General features: G+C 71.4%; 15 protein-coding genes. 9 read left to right on the top strand and 6 right to left on the bottom strand.

What is annotated here, in order from left to right; all coding sequences use genetic code 11:
• Window position 1: 1 nt before the first annotated feature.
• Together IE267_RS20385 and IE267_RS20380 are read right to left on the bottom strand one after the other, a co-directional pair.
• Window positions 2-2,038 (bottom strand): M4 family metallopeptidase, encoded by a 2,037-nt coding sequence (locus IE267_RS20385; RefSeq protein ID WP_189764177.1) that lies wholly within the window; start codon window positions 2,036-2,038, stop codon window positions 2-4.
• A gap of 203 nt (window positions 2,039-2,241) precedes the next feature.
• Window positions 2,242-2,475: a TetR/AcrR family transcriptional regulator C-terminal domain-containing protein gene (locus IE267_RS20380; protein WP_189764176.1), complete on the bottom strand. Its 234-nt coding sequence runs from the start codon at window positions 2,473-2,475 to the stop codon at window positions 2,242-2,244.
• A gap of 280 nt (window positions 2,476-2,755) precedes the next feature.
• On the opposite strand from IE267_RS20380, the gene IE267_RS20375 reads away from it, so the two are divergent.
• Window positions 2,756-3,262, top strand: coding sequence for a DinB family protein (locus IE267_RS20375; RefSeq protein ID WP_167156773.1), 507 nt, complete (start codon window positions 2,756-2,758; stop codon window positions 3,260-3,262).
• Window positions 3,263-3,307: 45 nt separating this feature from the next.
• Here the strand turns inward: IE267_RS20375 and IE267_RS20370 are convergent, their stop codons facing one another.
• The 3 genes from IE267_RS20370 to IE267_RS20360 all read right to left on the bottom strand — a co-directional run bounded on the left by IE267_RS20370 (window position 3,308) and on the right by IE267_RS20360 (window position 8,398).
• A complete protein-coding gene (locus IE267_RS20370; RefSeq protein ID WP_229861339.1) occupies window positions 3,308-4,459 on the bottom strand; it encodes a DUF1266 domain-containing protein in 1,152 nt (383 codons plus the stop codon).
• 91 nt (window positions 4,460-4,550) lie between these two features.
• Complete coding sequence (locus IE267_RS20365) at window positions 4,551-6,404, bottom strand: ABC transporter ATP-binding protein (protein WP_189764175.1); 1,854 nt, start codon at window positions 6,402-6,404, stop codon at window positions 4,551-4,553.
• Window positions 6,401-8,398 (bottom strand): ABC transporter ATP-binding protein, encoded by a 1,998-nt coding sequence (locus tag IE267_RS20360; protein ID WP_189764174.1) that lies wholly within the window; start codon window positions 8,396-8,398, stop codon window positions 6,401-6,403. The genes IE267_RS20365 and IE267_RS20360 overlap by 4 nt, the downstream gene beginning before the upstream one ends.
• Before the next feature lie 183 nt (window positions 8,399-8,581).
• Here IE267_RS20360 and IE267_RS20355 point away from each other — a divergent pair, with 183 nt between their 5' ends.
• Genes IE267_RS20355 through IE267_RS20340 form a run of 4 tightly spaced genes read left to right on the top strand, consistent with a single transcriptional unit; the run spans window position 8,582 to window position 12,234 of the window.
• Window positions 8,582-9,484 carry an ABC transporter ATP-binding protein gene (locus IE267_RS20355; protein ID WP_189764173.1) on the top strand — a complete coding sequence of 301 codons (903 nt, stop codon included), beginning with the start codon at window positions 8,582-8,584 and terminating at the stop codon, window positions 9,482-9,484.
• On the top strand, window positions 9,481-10,272 hold the full coding sequence (locus IE267_RS20350) for an ABC transporter permease (RefSeq protein ID WP_167156764.1): 792 nt from the start codon (window positions 9,481-9,483) through the stop codon (window positions 10,270-10,272). Before IE267_RS20355 ends, IE267_RS20350 begins: the two co-directional genes overlap by 4 nt.
• 59 nt (window positions 10,273-10,331) lie before the next feature.
• Entirely contained in the window at window positions 10,332-11,600 is a 1,269-nt protein-coding gene (locus IE267_RS20345) for a sensor histidine kinase (protein WP_189764237.1), read from the top strand.
• Window positions 11,590-12,234 (top strand): response regulator, encoded by a 645-nt coding sequence (locus IE267_RS20340; RefSeq protein WP_167156762.1) that lies wholly within the window; start codon window positions 11,590-11,592, stop codon window positions 12,232-12,234. The genes IE267_RS20345 and IE267_RS20340 overlap by 11 nt, the downstream gene beginning before the upstream one ends.
• A gap of 15 nt (window positions 12,235-12,249) precedes the next feature.
• On the opposite strand, the gene glgX is transcribed toward IE267_RS20340, so the two are convergent.
• Complete coding sequence (gene glgX, locus IE267_RS20335; RefSeq protein ID WP_189764172.1) at window positions 12,250-14,505, bottom strand: glycogen debranching protein GlgX; 2,256 nt, start codon at window positions 14,503-14,505, stop codon at window positions 12,250-12,252.
• A 140-nt stretch (window positions 14,506-14,645) separates the two neighbouring features.
• On the opposite strand from glgX, the gene IE267_RS20330 reads away from it, so the two are divergent.
• From IE267_RS20330 to IE267_RS20315, 4 genes are all read left to right on the top strand, one after another.
• Entirely contained in the window at window positions 14,646-15,875 is a 1,230-nt protein-coding gene (locus tag IE267_RS20330; protein ID WP_189764171.1) for a L,D-transpeptidase, read from the top strand.
• Between the two features lie 295 nt (window positions 15,876-16,170).
• Window positions 16,171-17,406 carry a L,D-transpeptidase gene (locus IE267_RS20325; protein WP_167156758.1) on the top strand — a complete coding sequence of 412 codons (1,236 nt, stop codon included), beginning with the start codon at window positions 16,171-16,173 and terminating at the stop codon, window positions 17,404-17,406.
• 81 nt (window positions 17,407-17,487) lie between these two features.
• A complete protein-coding gene (locus IE267_RS20320; protein WP_189764170.1) occupies window positions 17,488-18,255 on the top strand; it encodes an enoyl-CoA hydratase/isomerase family protein in 768 nt (255 codons plus the stop codon).
• 181 nt (window positions 18,256-18,436) lie between these two features.
• Window positions 18,437-19,045, top strand: coding sequence for an ATP-binding protein (locus tag IE267_RS20315; RefSeq protein ID WP_189764236.1), 609 nt, complete (start codon window positions 18,437-18,439; stop codon window positions 19,043-19,045).
• The last annotated feature ends 52 nt before the right edge of the window (window positions 19,046-19,097 follow it).

Here is a 19,097-nt window from a genome sequence, read left to right as displayed (position 1 = left end):
GTCAGAAGGTGAGCTTGAAGTCGGTGATGGTGCCGACGTCCTGCCGCGCCTTGTCCTGGACCTTCAGCTTCCACACGCCGTTGGCCGCGACGGCGGAGGCGTTGACGGTGTACGTCTTGTTGAGGTTCTTCGTCGAGTCCGAGGAAGAGCTCTGCAGACGGTACGAGGTGCCGTTCGGGGCCACCAGGTCGATCTGGAGGTCACCGATGTAGGTGTGCGTGATCTTCACGCCGACCTGGAGGGCGGCCGGTGCGTTGCCGGTGATGCCCGAGACGGTCACCGGCGAGGTCACCGCGGCACCCGGGTAGTCCGGGATGGCCACGCTGGCCGTGTTCTCGAAGACCTTGCCACCGGGGTCGGTGCCGCCGCCGTGGCGGGCGCCGACGTTGATGGCCGCCCACGCGTCGGTGATGTTGTTGACCTCGGCGCTGTTCGCGCCGTACAGCTCGGTCGCCGCGGCGATGGTGCCCGCGCGGGCCCCTGCGTAGTCCGTGCTGGAGTTGAACTTGGTGGTCAGCGCCTTGTACCAGATCAGCTGCGCCTTGTCCCGGCCGATGCCGGTGACCGGAAGGCCGTCGGAGGTCGGCGAGTTGTAGGTGACGCCGTTGATGACCTTGGTGCCGCTGCCCTCGGAGGCCAGGTAGAACCAGTGGTTCGCCGGGCCCGAGGAGTAGTGGACGTCCAGGTTGCCGACGCCGGAGTACCAGCTGTCCGCGGAGCCGCCGTCCTTGCTCGGCTTGTCCATGTAGCGCAGCGGGGTGCCGTCACCGTTGATGTTGATCTTCTCGCCGATGAGGTAGTCGCCCGGGTCCGACGCGTTGTTCGCGTAGAACTCCACCGACGTGCCGAAGATGTCGGAGGTGGCCTCGTTCAGACCGCCCGACTCGTCCGCGTACTCCAGGCCCGCGGTCGCGGCGGTGACGCCGTGCGACATCTCGTGGCCGGCCACGTCGAGCGCGGTCAGCGGGTCGTTGTTGCCCGTGCCGTCGCCGTACGTCATGCAGAAGCAGCTGTCGTCCCAGAACGCGTTGACGTACGCGTTGCCGTAGTGGACGCGGGAGTAGGCGCCGACGCCGTCGCCCCGGATGCCGGAGCGGCCGAAGACGTTCTTGTAGAAGTCCCAGGTCGCGCCCGCGCCGTAGGCGGCGTCCGCACCCGCGGTCGCGGCGTTGGAGTTGGTGCCGTCGCCCCAGGTGTCGGTGGTCTGGGTGAACAGCGAACCGGTGCCGGAGGAGCCGTGGTTCAGGTTGTACGTCTTGTGGTTGCCCCGCGTCGCGTCGGTCAGGGTGTAGTTCGACCCGGACTTCGTCGTGTTGAGGGTGACCTGGCCGCTGTAGCGGGTGTTGCCGACACCGGTCTCGATGCCCTGCCACTGGTGCAGCTTGGCGCCCGTCTTGGCGTCCGTGATGACGTGCAGCTGGTTCGGGGTGCCGTCGTCCTGCAGCCCGCCCACGACCGTCTCGTACGCGAGGGTCGGCGCGCCCTTGACCATCCAGATGACCTTGCGGGCGCTGTCGGCCTTGCCGGCCTTCGAGCCCGCGGCCTTCGCGGCCTTGAGGGCCTGGCCCTCGGCGGTGGCCGGTGCGCTCGCGGGGGCGGCGGTGGAGACGCCCTGGAGCTGGGCGTTGTTCGCCTTGAGCACGTCCTTGGTCTTGCCGGCCGCGGTGTCGACCATCAGGTCGCCGCCGAGCACGGGCAGACCCTGGTAGGTGCGCTCGTAACGGGTGTGGACCGTGCCGTCCTGGTCCTTGGACACGTCGTGGACGACGAGCTTCTCCTGCGAGCTGAGACCGAGGTCCTTGGCCGTGGCCGCCGTGGTGGCCGTGGCCTGGCGTATGAGCTCGGCACGCTGGGAGGGGGTGAGACTCGCGGGCAGGGCGCCCGTGTTGCGTACTGCCTGGGCCTTCACGGCCGCGGCGGCCGCGGAGTCGTCGGGGCGTGCGCTGGCGCTACCTGCCTGGACGCCGACACTGAGCATGGCGGCTGCGGCGATCAGGGCGCCGGTGGCGGTGGCACGACGACGATGCGTGGATCTCACGCGAACTCCTTCTGCGAGGGGGTTCCGGTCGACTGGGTGGGGCCGGCCGGGCAGAGCAAAGCGGAGCATGTGCGGCAACGAGATGTGCTGCGTGAAAACTTCGTGCGTGGAACGGGGGAAGAGTGCCAGCAGTGGAGAACCGGTGTCAGGAGCGCGTCAAGAAGTTGGCCGAAAACCGTCCGTTGTCCGAAGGTCGCCGTTCGTTAAGCGGACGTTTCACGGATGTGTGCGTCGACGCCGTCGAGGAGTCGGGCCAGCCCGAACCCGAAGAGCGAGTCCAAGTCCAGCTCGAACGGCTCGTGTTCGAGGATGGTGGCCAGGACCGGGTAGCCGCCCCCCGACACGATGGCCGCAAACCGCCCCCCGTTGCGGTCCATCCACTGCTCGCTGGAGACTCCGGTGTCCTGGATCGGGGCGGTGGTGTACCGCCACGGCATGGCCCACGCGCCGGGCGCGGCGCGCGAGACGCTGGGCGGGGCGGTGGTGACGGTACGGGCTGTCCGTGGCTGGTCGCGCAGTTCCCCGCGCCCCTGGCGGGATCGGTGCGGGCCAGTGCGGGCATCTTCAGCCCGTCAGGGGGTCCCCCTAACCCTCAACGCCTTGGGGGAGCTTGAGGACGAGCGCCGTTCAGGCGCGCACGCGGTCCGGGGCGGAGCCCCAGGGGCCCGGGGCGGGTACTGTTCGGCGGCCGGAACGGAAACGTACGAGGAGCCCCCCATGAACGACCCCCGCATAGGCCCGCCCCACTGCGGCGACGAACGAGAAACCCTGCGCGCGTTCCTCGACTACCACCGCACGACGCTCGCCATGAAGTGCGAGGGGCTCGACGACGACGCGTTGCGGCGGCAGTCGATGCCTCCGTCCACCCTGTCCCTGCTCGGCCTCGTCCGGCACATGGCCGAGGTCGAACGGGCCTGGTTCCGGCGGGTGTTCGAGGATCACGACGCTCCGATGGTGTGGTCGGACAAGGTCGACTTCCAGGCCGCCTACGACGCGAGCGGCTCCACCCGCGCCGAGGCGTTCGCCGCCTGGGAGGCCGAGGTCGAGCACTCCCGCAAGGTCGAGCGCGAGGCCGAGTCCCTCGACCTCGTGGCCGTTCAGCCGCGCTGGGGCGAGGACGTGTCGCTGCGCATGGTGATGCTGCACATGATCCTGGAGTACGGCCGCCACAACGGCCACGCCGACCTTCTGCGCGAGGGCATCGACGGCACCGTGGGCGCCTGAGCCCACCCCCCCCGGCGCCCCGCCCGAGCGCCCGCCGCCGCGGCCTCAGCGCCAGGGGATGTTGCGCCAGGGGCTGGCCTCGTGCTCGGTGAGGATGCGGTGCGCGGTCAGGTTCCCCCGGTAGTAACTCCCGTACGACTCCCCGTCGAAGCGCAGCACCCGCCCGAGCGCGTACGCCGCCGAGAAGCCCTCCCAGGACCGGTACGCCGACCTGCTCAGGGCCCCCGCGTGCACGATCGCCTGCTCGGCCTCGTGCGGGGTGCAGAACCGGGCCGCGAGCCCCCAGCGCGCCAGGTTCACGGCCCGCCCGTAGTCGTAGGCGACGGCGGTGGTGACCCGGCCGTCCGGCGGCAGCAGCCCGTCCGCCCGGAACCGGGCCTCGTAGCGGATGATGCGCCGCACCAGCTCCTCGATCTCCCGGACGGCGTCATGGCCCACCCCGATGTCCTGGGCGTGCCCGGCGGCCGTCTCGCGCCACAGCTCGGCGGGCGGTGCCTCGTCGAGACCGGCACGCAGCTCCTCGCGTACGCGCAGGACGAAATCGGGCTCCGCCGGGCTGTTGCGCGCGTCGAGCAGGGCGTCCAACTGCTGCTGCCAGTGCGCCCGTTCGGTGATGCCCCACGATTCGCGCAGCATGCGGAGCTGCTCGGTGTAGTCCCGGTAGACGGAGCCCACCTCGTTCCACGGGACGTCATTGCTGAGCGCCAGCTGCGCTCCGCAGGCCAGCCCGTACGCCAGCGGGCCGCGCAGCGCGCCGTGGCGCAGGCCGATGAGCCGGTCCGGGCGCTCGACCTCCACATGGAGCCGGCGCCAATGGGCGAGGTCGTCGGGCCCGGTGGCCAGGACGGCCTGGGCCGGGGTGCCCGCGTTGACCGCGAGCAGCGTCCGCCCGTCCAGGAGGCCCGAGTCGGCGATCCAGCGCAGGGACACCCCGTGGAACACCCAGTCCGGATGCCACGGCGGCAGCATCCCCCGGGTGAGCACCGGCCTGCTCAGCCGGCCGGACGCGTCCCGGTAGGAGGGCCAGCGGATCAGGTCGGGCCGGGCGTCGACCTCGGCCTTCGGCGCCGCGATGTAGAGCTCTTCGCGGGCGAGCGCCCGCACCTGCGCCGCCACGTCGCCGCGCAGGCCCGCCGTGTGCAGCAGCCACTCCGTCTCCGTCGGCGCCGCCCAGTTGGTACTCGTCCCCGTTGCCACGTCCCCGATCCTACGAACCCGGTGCCCGCCGCCGCCCGGCAGGTACCGGAAATGCGCAGGTGGGGGCGGGCTCTCGGTTCCTCCGGTGCGGTCAGGCGAGGCTGTCGCGCCAGGCGCGGTGCAGGTCGGCGAAGCGGCCGGTGCCGGCGATGAGGTCGGCGGGGGAGCCGTCCTCGACGATCCGGCCCTGCTCCATCACCAGGACCCGGTCCGCGATCTCGACCGTGGAGAGCCGGTGCGCGATCACCACCGCCGTACGCCCGTTGAGGACGGTGTGCATGGCGCGCTGCACCGCCCGCTCGCCCGGGACGTCCAGCGAGCTGGTCGCCTCGTCGAGGATCAGAACGGCCGGGTCGGCGAGCAACGCCCGTGCGAAGGCGACCAGTTGGCGCTGCCCGGCCGAGATGCGGCCGCCCCGCTTGCGTACGTCGGTGTCGTAGCCGTCCGGCAGGCTCGCGATGAAGTCGTGCGCGCCGATCGCCTTCGCGGCCTGTTCGATCTCGGCCCGGGTGGCGTCCGGACGGCCGATCGCGATGTTCTCGGCGACCGTGCCGGAGAACAGGAACGCCTCCTGGGTGACCATGACGACGCCGCGCCGCAGGTCCCGTACGGACAGCTCGCGCAGATCCGTCCCGTCGAGCAGGACCCGGCCGGCCGTCGGGTCGTAGAAGCGGGCCAGGAGCTTGGCGAGGGTGGACTTGCCCGCGCCCGTCGAGCCGACCACGGCGACGGTCTGGCCGCCCGGGATGGTCAGGTCGAAGCGGGGCAGCACCTCGCCGCCGGTGCGGTAGCCGAAGCCGACGCCCTCGAAGTCGACCCGGCGACCCGGGAGTTCGCCCGCCGACACGGGCAGCGGGGTCGGCCGGGCCGGTTCCGGGACCGACGGCGTCTGGGCGAGCAGCCCCGCGACCTTCTCCAGGGACGCGGCCGCCGACTGGTAGGAGTTGAGGAACATGCCGAGCCGGTCGATGGGGTCGTACAGGCGGCGCAGGTACAGCACCGCGGCCGCGAGCACGCCGAGTTCGAGGTCGCCGTCCGCGACCCGCGTGGCGCCCCACAGGACCATCGCGGCGACCGCGACGTTGGCGGTGAGCCGGGAGCCCACCACATAGCGGGCCATCTCCAGGAGCGCGTCGCCGTTGGTCCGCTCGTGGCGCTGGTTCAGCTCCTTGAACTCGGCGTCGTTCGCGCGCTCGCGCCGGAACGCCTGCACCGGCCGGATGCCGTTGAGCGTCTCGGCGAACTTGACGATCACGGCGGCGATCGCCGTGGAACGGGCCGCGTACACGACCCCGGCGCGGCGCTGGTAGCGCCGGATCAGGAAGTGCAGGGGCAGGTAGGAGGCGACGGCGAGCGCGCCGATGCCCCAGTCGAGCCAGAGCAGCATCGCGCAGATGTAGACCGAGGAGAGGATCACCCCGATCAGCTCCTGAAGGCCTTCGCTGAGCAGCTCGCGCAGCGACTCGACGTCGGTCGTGGACCGGGAGATGAGCCGGCCGGAGGTGTAGCGCTCGTGGAAGTCCACGCTCAGCGCCTGGGCCTGCCGGAAGATCCGTCCGCGCAGGTCGAGCAGTACGTCCTGGTTGACGACGGCCGAGGCCCTGACGAACGCGTACTGGAAGAACCCGGAGGCCAGCGCGCACACCAGGTAGCCGGCGCCGACGACGGTCAGCGGGCCGTAGTCGTGCGCCCGGAACGCGGGGACGCCCCGGTCGATGGCGTACGCCACGAGCAGCGGTCCCGCCTGGGCCGCGGCCTGCTGCACCACCAGCATCAGCGTCGCGAGCACCACGCCCCGGCGCAGCGGGCGCAGCAGCGAGCCGAGCAGCGCCCTGGTCGCCCCGGGGGGTGCGGGCAGCTCGTCCCGGTCGAAGGGATCACCGTCCCCGGCGGGCTTCGACTCCTTCTCGCCCGTGGTCTTCTGCTCCCCGACGGTCGTCGTCATCGCCCGTCCTCCCCCTCGTCGTGCCGGTCATCGGCGCCGGACATCAGCCAGGCGTATTCGGCGTTGCTCCGCAGCAGTTCCTGGTGGGTGCCGACGGCGGTGATGCGTCCCTCCGACAGCAGCGCGACCCGGTCGGCGAGCAGCACGGTGGAGGGGCGGTGCGCGACGACGAGCGCGGTGGTGTCCTGGAGCACCCGGCGCAGCGCCGCCTCGACCAGCGCCTCGGTGTGGACGTCCAGGGCCGACAGGGGGTCGTCGAGGATCAGGAACCTCGGCCGCCCCACGACCGCGCGGGCCAGCGCGAGCCGCTGCCGCTGCCCGCCGGACAGGCTCAGCCCCTGCTCGCCGACCTGGGTGTCCACGCCCTGCGGCAGCCGCCGGACGAACTGGGCCTGTGCGATGTCGAGCGCCCGCTCCAGATCGTCCGGACTCCCGCCGCCCATCGCGACGTTGTCGCCGACGGAGGTCGAGAAGAGGGTGGGTTCCTCGAACGCCACGGAGACGAGCCCGCGCAGCCGCTCCCGCGTCATGTGCGCGATGTCCTCGCCGTCCAGCGTGATCCGTCCGCCGCTGACCTCGTGCAGCCGCGGCACGAGCGCGGTGAGCGTGGTCTTGCCCGAGCCCGTGCCGCCGACGAGGGCCATGGTCTCGCCGGGCCGTATGTGCAGATCGATGCGGGACAGGACGGGCGCGCTGCCGTCGGCGGCATCGGGGTACCGAAAGGTGACCCCTTCGAACCGGATGCCGGCCGCCTGATCGACGGCTCCCAACTCGGCCCCGGCGGGCAGCAATTCAGCCCCTCCGGCGTTTGAGGAGCGGGGGTCCGGGGGCAGCGCCCCCGGTGCACGGTCCGCAGGCGAAGCAGCGGCGGAGGCGGGTCCCGGGGCGGAGCCCCGAGGTGGCTCCAGGGGTTCCAGGGGTTCCAGGGGCGCAGCCCCTTGGGGGGCACCCGGGGGCAACTCCCCCGAGGAGTGGCTGGTGGAGGCGCCCGGCGCCTCCGCCTCCTCCTGCGCGTCCATCGCCTCGAAGAAGCGGGCCGTCGCCGTCGCCGACTCCTGGCTCATCGCGAGCAGGAACCCGATCGACTCGACCGGCCAGCGCAGGGCGAGCGCCGTGGACAGGAACGCCACGAGCGTCCCGGCCGAGAGGTCGCCGTCGGCCACCTGCACCGTGCCGAGCACCAGGGCAGCGCCGATGGCGAGTTCGGGGATCGTGGTGATCAGGCCCCACAGTCCGGCGAGCAGCCGTGCCTTCGCGAGCTCGGTGCCGCGCAGCCGCCGGGAGAGCTCGCGGAAGGCCAGTGCCTGGCTGCGGTGCTGCCCGAACCCCTTGATGATGCGGATGCCGAGCACGCTCTCCTCGACGACCGTCGTCAGATCGCCCACCTGGTCCTGGGCCTGCCGGGCGACCAGCGAATAGCGGGTCTCGAAGAGCGAGCAGAGGATCACCAGTGGGATCACCGGCACGAGCAGCACCAGGCCGAGGCTCCACTGCTGGGAGAGCAGGATGGCGAACCCGGCCAGGATCGTGACCGCGTTGACGACCAGGAAGGTCAGCGGGAACGCCAGGAACATCCGGAGCAGCATCAGGTCCGTGGTGCCGCGCGACAGGAGCTGGCCCGAGGCCCACCGGTCGTGGAAGGAGACCGGAAGGCGCTGTACGTGCCGGTACAGATCGGCCCGCATCTCGGCCTCGACGCGCGCGAGCGGCCGCGCCACCAGCCACCGCCGGTACCCGAAGAGCGCTGCCTCCGCGAGGCCGAGCAGCAGCAGGTACAGCGCGCCGAGCCACACCCCGCCGGGGTCGTGCTCGGCCACCGGGCCGTCGACGATCCACTTCAGGACGAGCGGGATCACCAGACCGAGACAGGAGGCGACAATGGCCACAAATGCCGCACTGAACAGGCGCGTTCGTATGGGGCGTACATACGGCCAGAGCCTCAGGAGTGAGCGCGTGGCCGACTGGTCCTTGATAGCTGCATGTGTTTCGGACATCAGGGCCGAGCCTACGGACGGGCACTGACAGTGCCCACCGAGTTTCGGCCGGGCCCCGCTGGTCCGCTGGTCCTAGGACCGCGCGAACGCAGGGGGTCGTACCGCTCATCAACCGATCGGTTGATGCGGGGTCGAGCGCGATGGGCGATGTGGCGGACCCCCGCCGACCGGGATTCTCATGGCATGGCAATCATCGAAGTCAACGCAGTGCGCAAGGCGTACGGCCGCAGGCCCGCTGTCGACGACGTCAGCTTTGCCGTCGAGGAGGGGGAGATCTTCGGAATCCTCGGCCCCAACGGCGCGGGCAAGACCACCACCGTCGAGTGCATCGAGGGGCTGCGCGTCCCGGACGCCGGGACGATCCGGGTGGCCGGGTACGACCCGGTCGCCGACCACGACCGGGTGACCCGCATCCTGGGCGCCCAGCTCCAGGAGAGCGAGCTCCAGCCCAAGCTCACCGTGCGCGAATCCCTGGAGCTGTACGCCTCCTTCTACTCCGACCCGGCCGACTGGCGACCCCTCGCCGAACGCCTCGGGCTCGCCGAGAAGCTCGGCACCCGCTTCGCCAAGCTGTCCGGCGGCCAGAAGCAGCGCCTGTTCATCGCGCTCGCCCTCATCGGCAATCCGCGTGTGGTGGTGCTCGACGAGCTGACCACGGGGCTCGACCCGCGGGCCCGCCGTGACACTTGGGAACTGATCGAGGACGTACGCCGCGGCGGTGTCACGGTCCTCCTGGTCACCCACTTCATGGAGGAGGCCCAGCGCCTCTGCGACCGGATCGCCGTGATCGACAAGGGGCGGATCGCCGCCCTGGACACCCCTTCGGGCCTCATCCGGCGCGCGGCGGGCTCCACCGTCATCTCCTTCACCCCCTCGGCCCCGCTCGACGACCTCGCACTCACCGAGCTGCCGCAGGCCGCCGCCGTGGAGGAGAAGCAGGGTCGGGTGACCATCCACGGCACCGACGAGACCGTCAACGCCGTGATCACCCTGCTCGCCCGGCACCACATCACCGCCCACCAACTCCGCGTCTCCGAGGCCACCCTCGACGACGCGTTCCTGGACCTGACGGAGGCCTCGGCATGACCACCACCCTCACCCCGCCGCGCCCCGCCCGTGCCGCCCGGCCCCCGCGCCGGGCCGCCGCCGCGGTACTGAAGACCGAGGCCACGCTCTTCCGGCGCGAGCCCGCCGGACTGTTCTGGATCATGGTCTTCCCGACCGTCCTGCTGGTCGTGCTCGGCTCGATCCCGGGCTTCCGCGACCCGGACAAGGCCCTCGGCGGCATCCGCTTCGTGGACGCGTACGTCCCCGTCGCCGTGCTCCTCTCCATGATCATGGCCGGGCTCCAGGCGATGCCGCCGGTCATCACCGGGTACCGCGAGCGGGGCATCCTGCGCCGGATGTCGGTCACCCCCGTGCGCCCCTCCGCCCTGCTCGGCGCCCAGATGGGGCTGCACGGGGTGGCCGCGGTGATCTCCGCGGTCCTCTCCCTCACGGTGGGCCGGCTCGCCTTCCAGGTGGCGCTGCCGCACCAGCTGTTCGGCTACGCCTTCGCGCTGCTGCTCGCCGTTCTGAGCGCGCTCGCCCTCGGCGCCCTGGTCTCCGCGCTCTCGCGCACCTCCAAGGTCGCCAACGCCATCGGCTCCGCGGTGTTCTTCCCGATGATGTTCAGCGCCGGTGTGTGGCTGCCCGTCCAGGCCATGCCCGACACGCTCGGCCGCATCGTGGAGCTGCTGCCCTTCGGCGCCGCCGCCCAGGCCCTCACCGAGGCCGCGGCCGGCAGCTGGCCGGGCTGGGACCACATCGGCGTCCTGGCCCTGTGGACCGTGCTGCTCTCGGCCGCCGCGTCCCGCTGGTTCCGGTGGGAATGACGGCGATCGCCCGCTGGGGCGGTACCGGCGGCCGCTTCGACGTGGACGAGACTGGTGCCATGAGCGACGGGGCGAACGAGGTGAAGCGGGACCTGGTGGAGGAACGCTGGGAGGTGTTCCACCGCTGGGGCCCCTTCGGCCTGCTGTTCATCGGCTGCCTCGCCGCGGCCGCCACCGCCGACCTGCTGATGAGCCCGGACGCCCGCCGGGCCGCCCTCTGCCTGGTCGGCGGCGCCCTCGTGCTCCAGGTCTGCTGGGACCGGTGGCGCCGTGCCCGGCCGGGGCCGAGCGCGGCGGGGGCCGTCTACTACTTCCTGCGCTGGGGTCTCGCCTTCGCGCTCACCTGGCTCAATCCGTTCTTCGCCTTCTTCGCCGTCTGCGGCTACTTCGGTGCCCAGGCGGTGCTGCCCCGGCGCCTGGTGCGGATCGGTCTGGTCGCGACCGCCGTCACCATGGCCGGGTCGCAGTCCGGCGGCCTGCCGCCCAAGGGGACCATGGGCTGGGTGGTGTTCGGCGCGGTGCTCGTCATCAACTGCGTCCTGCTCACGGTGTTCAGCCACCTCGCCGCCCAGGAGGACGAGCGCTCCCGGGTCCAGGTGGAGACCATCGCCGCCCTGGAGACCACCAACGCCCGGCTTCAGCAGGCCCTCGACGAGAACGCCGCCCTGCACGCCCAACTCCTGCTCCAGGCACGGGAGGCGGGCGTCGCCGACGAGCGGCGCCGGCTCGCCGCCGAGATCCACGACACCATCGCCCAGGGCCTGGCCGGGATCATCGCCCAGCTCCAGGTGGTCACCAGCAGCAAGGACCCCGCCCTGGTGCGCGAACACCTCGCCAGCGCCCAGGCGCTGGCCCGGCACAGCCTCGGCGAGGCCCGCCGTTCGGTGCAGAACCTCAGCCCGCTCGACCTCGAACACGACCTGCTGCACGAGGCGTTGAAGAAGACCGTCGCCGAATGGGGCACCCGGCACGGGGTGCGTGCCGACTTCACCGTGACCGGCACCGCCGTCCAGCTCCACGACGAGATCGAGGCCACCCTGCTGCGCATCGCGCAGGAGGCCCTCGCCAACGCGAGCCGCCACGCCCACGCCTCGCGGATCGGCGTGACCCTCTCCTTCATGGGCGACGAGGTCTCCCTGGACGTCCGTGACGACGGCCGCGGCTTCGACCCGCTCGGCCTGCCCGCCCGCTCGGGCACCGGTGGCTTCGGCCTGGACGGAATGCGGGCCCGCGCCGAACGCATCGCGGGCAGCGTCACCGTGGAGTCGGAGCCCGGCCATGGCACCGCGGTCTCGGCCCGCGTACCGTTGGTGCCCCATGACCACTGACGCCACCATCACCCTCCTGATCTGCGACGACCACCCCGTAGTGCGGGACGGTCTGCGCGGCATGTTCGCCTCCGCCGACGGCTTCGAGGTCCTCGGTGAGGCCTCCAACGGCGTGGCGGGCGTCGACCTCGCCGAGCGGCTCGACCCCGACGTCGTCCTGATGGACCTGCGCATGCCGGGCGGCGGGGGAGTGGCCGCCATCGCCGAGCTCACCCGGCGTGGACTGCGCTCCAAGGTCCTCGTCCTCACCACGTACGACACCGACTCCGACACCCTGCCCGCGATCGAGGCGGGGGCCACCGGCTACCTCCTCAAGGACGCCCCGCGGGAGGAGCTGTTCACCGCGGTCCGGGCCGCCGCGGCGGGCCGCACGGTCCTCTCCCCGGCCGTCGCCTCACGTCTGGTCACGGCGGTCCGCACGCCCGCGGTACCCGCGGGCGAACCGCTCTCCGGCCGCGAGCGCGAGGTCCTCGAACTGGTCGCCAAGGGCACCTCCAACCGGGAGATCGCCCGCGCCCTGTTCATCAGCGAGGCCACGGTGAAGACCCATCTCACCCATATCTACGGCAAGTTGGGCGTCAAGGACCGGGCGGCCGCGGTGGCGGTGGCGTACGACCGCAAGATCCTCGGCTAACCGCCGGCCCACTCCCTACTCCGCCACCTTCAGGACCAGCACCGAGCGGGCCGGAAGCGTCACCATCTCGCCGCCCCGGTGCACCACTCCCGGCGGCTCGGCCTGGTCCTCCCGTGAGGTGTCCACGACCAGCTCGTAGGCGGCGGCCCACGGCGGGCCCGGCAGGACGCAGTCCGCCGGACGGTCCGACGCGTGCAGCAGGATCAGGAAGCTGTCGTCGGTCACCGGCGCGCCCCGGGCGTCGCGCCCCGGGATGTCGCGCCCCGACAGATACAGGCCGAGGGTCGCTGCGGGCGCGTACCAGTCCCGTTCGGTCATCTCCTCGCCGCGCGCCGTGAACCAGGCCAGGTCGCGGAGACCGTCCGCCCCCTGGGCCCGTCCGGAGAAGAAGGCGCGTCGCCGCAGGACCGGGTGACGGTGCCTCAACTCGACCAGCCGGGCGGCCAGTTCGAGCAGGCCGCGCGCGCCCGGCTGCTCCAGGAGCGACCAGTCGAGCCAGCTCACCTCGCCGTCCTGGCAGTACGCGTTGTTGTTGCCGCCCTGGGTGCGGCCCATCTCGTCGCCCGCGACCAGCATCGGCACGCCCGTCGACACGAGCAGGGTGGTGAGCAGGTTCCGCAGCTGGCGCCGGCGGAGCGCGTTGACCTCCGGGTCGTCGGTCTCGCCCTCCACCCCGCAGTTCCAGGCCCGGTTGTCGTCGGTGCCGTCCCGGTTGCCCTCGCCGTTGGCCTCGTTGTGCTTGCGCTCGTACGACACCAGGTCCCGCAGCGTGAAGCCGTCGTGCGCGGTGATGAAGTTGATGGACGCGTACGGGCGCCGGCCGCCCCAGGCGTACAGGTCGCTGGAGCCCGAGAGGCGGTAGCCGAGGTCGCGCATGTCCGGCAGCGCGCCCCGCCAGAAGTCCCGTACCGCGTCCCGGTAGCGGTCGTTCCACTCGGTCCACAGCGGCGGGAAGGCACCCACCTGGTAGCCGCCGTTGCCCACGTCCCACGGTTCGGCGATCAGCTTCACGCGGCGCAGCACCGGGTCCTGGGCGATCACCGCTAGGAAGGGCGACAGCATGTCGACGTCGTGCATCGAGCGGGCCAGCGCCGCCGCGAGGTCGAACCGGAAGCCGTCCACCCCCATCTCGGTGACCCAGTAGCGCAGCGAGTCGGTGATCAGGCGCAGCACATGGGGCTGGACCACGTGCAGGGTGTTGCCGCAGCCGGTGTAGTCGGCGTAGCGCCGGGCGTCCGCCTGGAGGCGGTAGTAGCCGCGGTTGTCGATGCCGCGCAGGGACAGCGTCGGCCCCATCTCGCTCGCCTCGGCGGTGTGGTTGTAGACCACGTCGAGGATCACCTCGATGCCCGCCTCGTGCAGTGCCCGCACCATCCGCTTGAACTCGCCGACCTGCTGTCCCGCGGTGCCGCTCGCCGAGTAGCCGGCGTGCGGCGCGAAGTAGCCGATCGAGTTGTAGCCCCAGTAGTTCTTCAGGCCCCGCCGCAGCAGATGGTCCTCGTGCGCGAACTGGTGCACCGGAAGCAGCTCGACCGCGGTGACCCCGAGCCGCACCAGGTGGTCGATCGCGGCCGGGTGCGCGAGCCCGGCGTAGGTGCCGCGCAGCGGTTCGGGGATGTCCGGGTGCAGCCGGGTGAAGCCGCGTACGTGCAGTTCGTAGATGACGGAGTCGGACCAGGGCGTCTTGGGGCGGCGGTCGTCGGCCCAGTCGTCGTCGTCCTGCACCACCACGCCCTTGGGGACGTGCGGCGCCGAGTCGCGGTCGTCGCGCACGGTGTCGGCGACCTGCTGCTGCGGCCAGTCCCGTACGTGCCCGTACACCTCGGGCGGCAGCACGAAGTCGCCGTCCACGGCGCGCGCGTACGGGTCGAGCAGCAGCTTCGCCGGGTTCCAACGGGCCCCCGTCCACGGGTCCCAGCGCCCGTGCACCCGGAATCCGTACCGCTGCCCGGGGCGCACCCCGGGGACGAAGCCGTGCCAGATCTCATGGGTCAGCTCGGTGAGGACGAGCCGGGTCTCGGTGCCCGCCGCGTCGAACAGGCACAGCTCCACCGATTCGGCGCCTCCCGCCCACAGCGCGAAGTTGGTGCCCGCGACCCCGTCCGGGCCGACCCGGAAGCGGGCGCCCAGCGGCGTGGGGGCGCCCGGCCAGACCGGGGGGCGCAGGGCTCCCGGTTCACCCCGGTGGCCGTTCACCGTGCGGGACCCCTCCGTACCGGGGGCGCCGCCCACGGCACTTTGCACTGCCTTCTGTTCGGCTGCGCTCGACACCTGACGGCCTCCCGCGGCTCGGCGCGGGGGCGGCAGCGGCGTCCCGGCCGCGGCTTCCCTGCGCGTCTCTGCACCTGTTCTTCCCGCAACAGCCCTCGTACTCACGTTTCCCCCGGCGGGGGGCGGTCGTTGGGCCGGTCGTGAGAGACGTACTGAAGCGGGCAGGGGCGGGCACGGCCGCCGCCCTGGCATGGGCAGGACTGACGGCGGTCCTGGTGACCGCGCTGACCGGGTGCTCGGGCGGCGCCCTGGACATCGGCGACATCGGCGGCAAGCCGTTGACGCCGCAGGAGGCCATCCTGGTGACCCCGGACGACGGGGCCAAGGGAGTCAAGGCGGACCAGAAGGTGGAGGTGCGGGTGCCGGGCGGGCGCCTGGAACGGGTCAAGGTCATGAAGACGGAGGACGCGCAGCCCGAGGAGGTACCGGGGAAGATCTCCGAGGACGGGCTGACCTGGACGCCGACCGGGGGCGCGCTGCAGCTGGCGGCCCTCTACACGGTGGACACCGTGGCGCTCGACGGCCACGGCCGCCGCCAGGCCCGGCACACCAGCTTCGCCACCCTCGTGCCCGAGCACCGCTTCATCGGGTACTTCAAGCCGGAGAACCGCTCGACGGTGGGCGTCGGCATGATCGTGTCGTTCAACTTCAACCAGGGGATCAAGGACAAGGCGGCCGTCGAGCGCGCCATCAGGATCACCTCGCAGCCCCCCGTGCAGGTGCGCGGCCACTGGTTCGGCAAGGACCGGCTCGACTTCCGGCCCGAGAAGTACTGGGTGCCCGGCACCAAGGTCACCGTCGACATGCGGCTGCGCGATGTGCTCGCGGCCCCCGACGTCTACGGCATCCAGGACAAGACGATCGGCTTCACCGTGGGGCGCGACCAGGAGTCCCTGGTGGACGCCGAGGCGCACACCATGGAGGTGCGGCGCGGCGGCGAACTGGTGTCGACGCTGCCGATCTCCGCGGGGTCGCCGAAGAACACCACGTACAACGGGAAGATGATCGTCACCGAGATGTACGACGTGACGCGGATGAACAGCCAGACCGTCGGGTTCGGCGGGGAGTACGACATCCCGGACGTGCCGCACGCCATCCGGCTCACCAACACCGGCACCTTCCTGCACGGAAACTACTGGGCTCCCTCCAGCACCTTCGGCAACTCCAACACCAGCCACGGCTGTGTCGGACTGCGGGACGTGAAGGGCGGCAGCTCGGACACCCCGGCGGGCTGGTTCTTCGACCGCACCCTCATCGGCGACGTGGTCGAGGTCGTCAACTCCCATGACCGCGAGGTCGCTCCGGACAACGGGCTCAGTGGCTGGAACCTGGACTGGGCGAAGTGGAAGGCGGGCTCCGCCATCTCCTGAGAGCCGCCCGCGGATCTGCCGAGGACCCGCTGAGGCCCGCTGAGGCCCCCTGAGGACCTTCTGGGCCCCGCACCCTCGAACGCACGGCCCCATGACCGTTCCCGGTTAACCAACCGGGAACGGTTCCTGTGTTTCACCTGAGAGTTCCAGGAAAACTTGGGACTGAACGGTGACATGGGAGGGGGAGATCGGGGCCGGTTCGGTGTGATTATCTAGCGCCGTGCGCGCGAGGACGTGCGCGGGGGTGAGTGAGTGCGGGCGGTGGCGGGGCCACGCCGTGCGAGGGGAGAAAGTCTTGAACGGGCAGCCTATTTCGGGGGCCGCGGCCGGACGGAGCGGTCGTCGGGGCAGCGCAGTGCTGGCCCTCATATGCGGGGCGCTGCTGCTCCTCGTCACCGCGTGCGGCGGAGGCGACGGCGGATCCAAGTCGAAGGCCGGCAGCGCGGGCGCCACCGAGGACACCAAGGCGTCCGAGGCCGTGGTCGACGTCGTCCCGGCGGACAACGCCAAGGACGTCGCCACCAACGGCGCACTGAAGATATCCGCCGACAAGGGCAGGCTGACCGCCGTCGCGGTCGCCGACAGCAAGGGCAACGCGGTCGCCGGGAAGATATCCGCGGACGGCCTCGGCTGGGTCCCGGACCAGCACCTCGCCTCCGCCACGCAGTACAAGGTCCACGCGGTCGCCAAGGACGCCAAGGGCCGCGAGTCCGCCAAGGACACCACGTTCACCACGCTCGTCCCGAAGAACACCTTCATCGGCCAGTACGTGCCCGAGGACGGCTCCACCGTCGGCGTCGGGATGCCGGTCTCCATCAACTTCAGCCGGGGCATCACCAACCCGGACGCGGTCGAGAAGGCGATCACCGTGACGGCCGAGCCGTCCGTCCCGGTCGAGGGCCACTGGTTCGGCAACGACCGCCTCGACTTCCGCCCCGAGAACTACTGGGCGCCCGGCACCAAGGTCACCGTCAAGCTGAACCTGGACGGTGTCGAGGGCCGGCCCGGTGTCTACGGCAAGCAGACCCGCACCGTCCACTTCACCATCGGCCGCTCCCAGGTCTCCACCGTCGACGCGAGCGCCCACACCATGAAGGTGGAGCGCGACGGCAAGCTCCTGAAGACCATCCCGATCAGCGCGGGCTCCCCGCAGAACACCACGTACAACGGGCAGATGGTCATCAGTGAGAAGTTCGAGGTGACGCGCATGAACGGCGCCACCGTCGGCTTCGGCGGCGAGTACGACATCAAGGACGTGCCGCACGCGATGCGCCTGTCCAGCTCGGGCACCTTCATCCACGGCAACTACTGGGGCGACCCGTCGGTGTTCGGCTCGGCCAACACCAGCCACGGCTGCGTCGGCCTGCGCGACGCACGCGGCGCGGGCGACCCGTCGACGCCGGCCGCCTGGTTCTACAACAGCTCCCTGATCGGCGACGTGGTCGTCGTGAAGAACTCCAAGGACAAGGTCATCCAGGCCGACAACGGTCTCAACGGCTGGAACCTCTCCTGGTCGGAGTGGACCAAGTAGGCCCGAACCGACCCCGACGGACCCGGTGCTGTGAGCGACAGCACCGGGTCCGTTGCCGTTAGTGGCCGTTAACCTGCCTTCATGACTGTGAACCTGGAAGTCTCCGAGGGCGTCGGCACCATCCGCCTGAACCGCCCCCCGATGAACGCGCTCGACGTCGCGACGCAGGACCGGCTGCGCGAGCTGGCCGAGGAGGCGGCCCGGCGCGACGACGTGCGGGCGGTGGTCCTGTACGGCGGCGAGAAGCTGTTCGCGGCGGGCGCGGACATCAAGGAAATGCAGGCGATGGACCACGCGGCGATGGTCGTGCGCGGCCGGGCGCTGCAGGAGTCCTTCACCGCCGTCGCCCGGATCCCCAAGCCCGTCGTGGCGGCCGTCACCGGCTACGCGCTCGGCGGCGGCTGCGAGTTGGCGCTGTGCGCCGACTTCCGCATCGCCGGCGACAGCGCCAAGCTCGGCCAGCCCGAGATCCTGCTCGGCCTGATCCCGGGCGCGGGTGGCACCCAGCGCCTGGCCCGGCTGGTCGGCCCGTCCAAGGCGAAGGACCTGATCTTCACCGGCCGCCAGGTGAAGGCGGACGAGGCGCTCGCCATGGGCCTCGTCGACCAGGTGGTGCCGGCCGCCGAGGTGTACGAGCGGGCCCACGCCTGGGCCGCGCGCCTTGCGCAGGGCCCGGCGATCGCGCTGCGCGCCGCCAAGGAGTCCATCGACACGGGTCTGGAGGCGGACATCGACACGGGCCTCGCCGTCGAACGCAACTGGTTCGCGGGCCTGTTCGCCACCGAGGACCGTGAGCGGGGCATGCGCAGCTTCGTCGAGGAGGGCCCGGGCAAGGCCAAGTTCCTTTGAGCGCAGGGAAGTTGAGGGCGCTGGGTCGACGACGGCTGTACATGTGATGGTGATGTGTACACCCTGTGGGGGGATTAGCGCAGCCTTAAGGGCACCTTAAGGAAAACCTCTCCGGAACGCTTGGTGATCAAGCGAACGCGGCAGGTCATCGCAGGTCGGACGGGGTGTGGTCGCCTCTGGACTGCCCCTGACATATGCCAAGCGGCGCCTCCGGAGCGTCGGGTTCCGGAGGCGCTATTCCTTCGGAACCGCCCCGGAGGCCGCCCCGGGCCGCCATGATGGAGGCATGGCGGGGCTGGAGGGTGTGGAACAACCGGCGCAGCGCGTGAGTGCGACCGCGGCACGCTGGATGCCGTCCGCCGACGACGAACTGGCGCTGAAGGCGCTGGAGTTGTTCGGTAATCCGACGGAGGAAGAAGTGCGGCTGCCGTCGCGGCCGGAGTCCGCGGCGACGGCCCGCCGGATCACCCAGTCCGTGGTGCTGCGCCAGTGGGCGCTCTCGCCGACCCTCGCCGAACATGCGGTGCTGCTCGTCTCCGAGCTCGTCGGCAACGCGGTCCGGCACACCGGGGCCCGGGTCTTCGGGCTGCGGATGCTGCGCCGCCGGGGCTGGATCCGGATCGAGGTGCGCGACCCCTCGCGCGGCCTGCCCTGTCTGATGCCGGTGCACGAGCTCGACGTCAGCGGGCGGGGCCTCTTCCTCGTCGACAAGCTCTCCGACCGCTGGGGCGTGGATCTGCTGCCGCGCGGCAAGACCACCTGGTTCGAGATGCGGGTCGCCGACCGCTGAGGCGCCGGTCGCGACGGCCGGGAATCACAGAAGCCCCCTGGCTGCCGGTTGC

Origin of the sequence: Streptomyces xanthochromogenes, assembly GCF_014650455.1 — a bacterium.
Taxonomy (GTDB): Bacteria; Actinomycetota; Actinomycetes; order Streptomycetales; family Streptomycetaceae; genus Streptomyces; species Streptomyces xanthochromogenes.
This window is presented reverse-complemented; position numbering and strand designations above follow the sequence as displayed.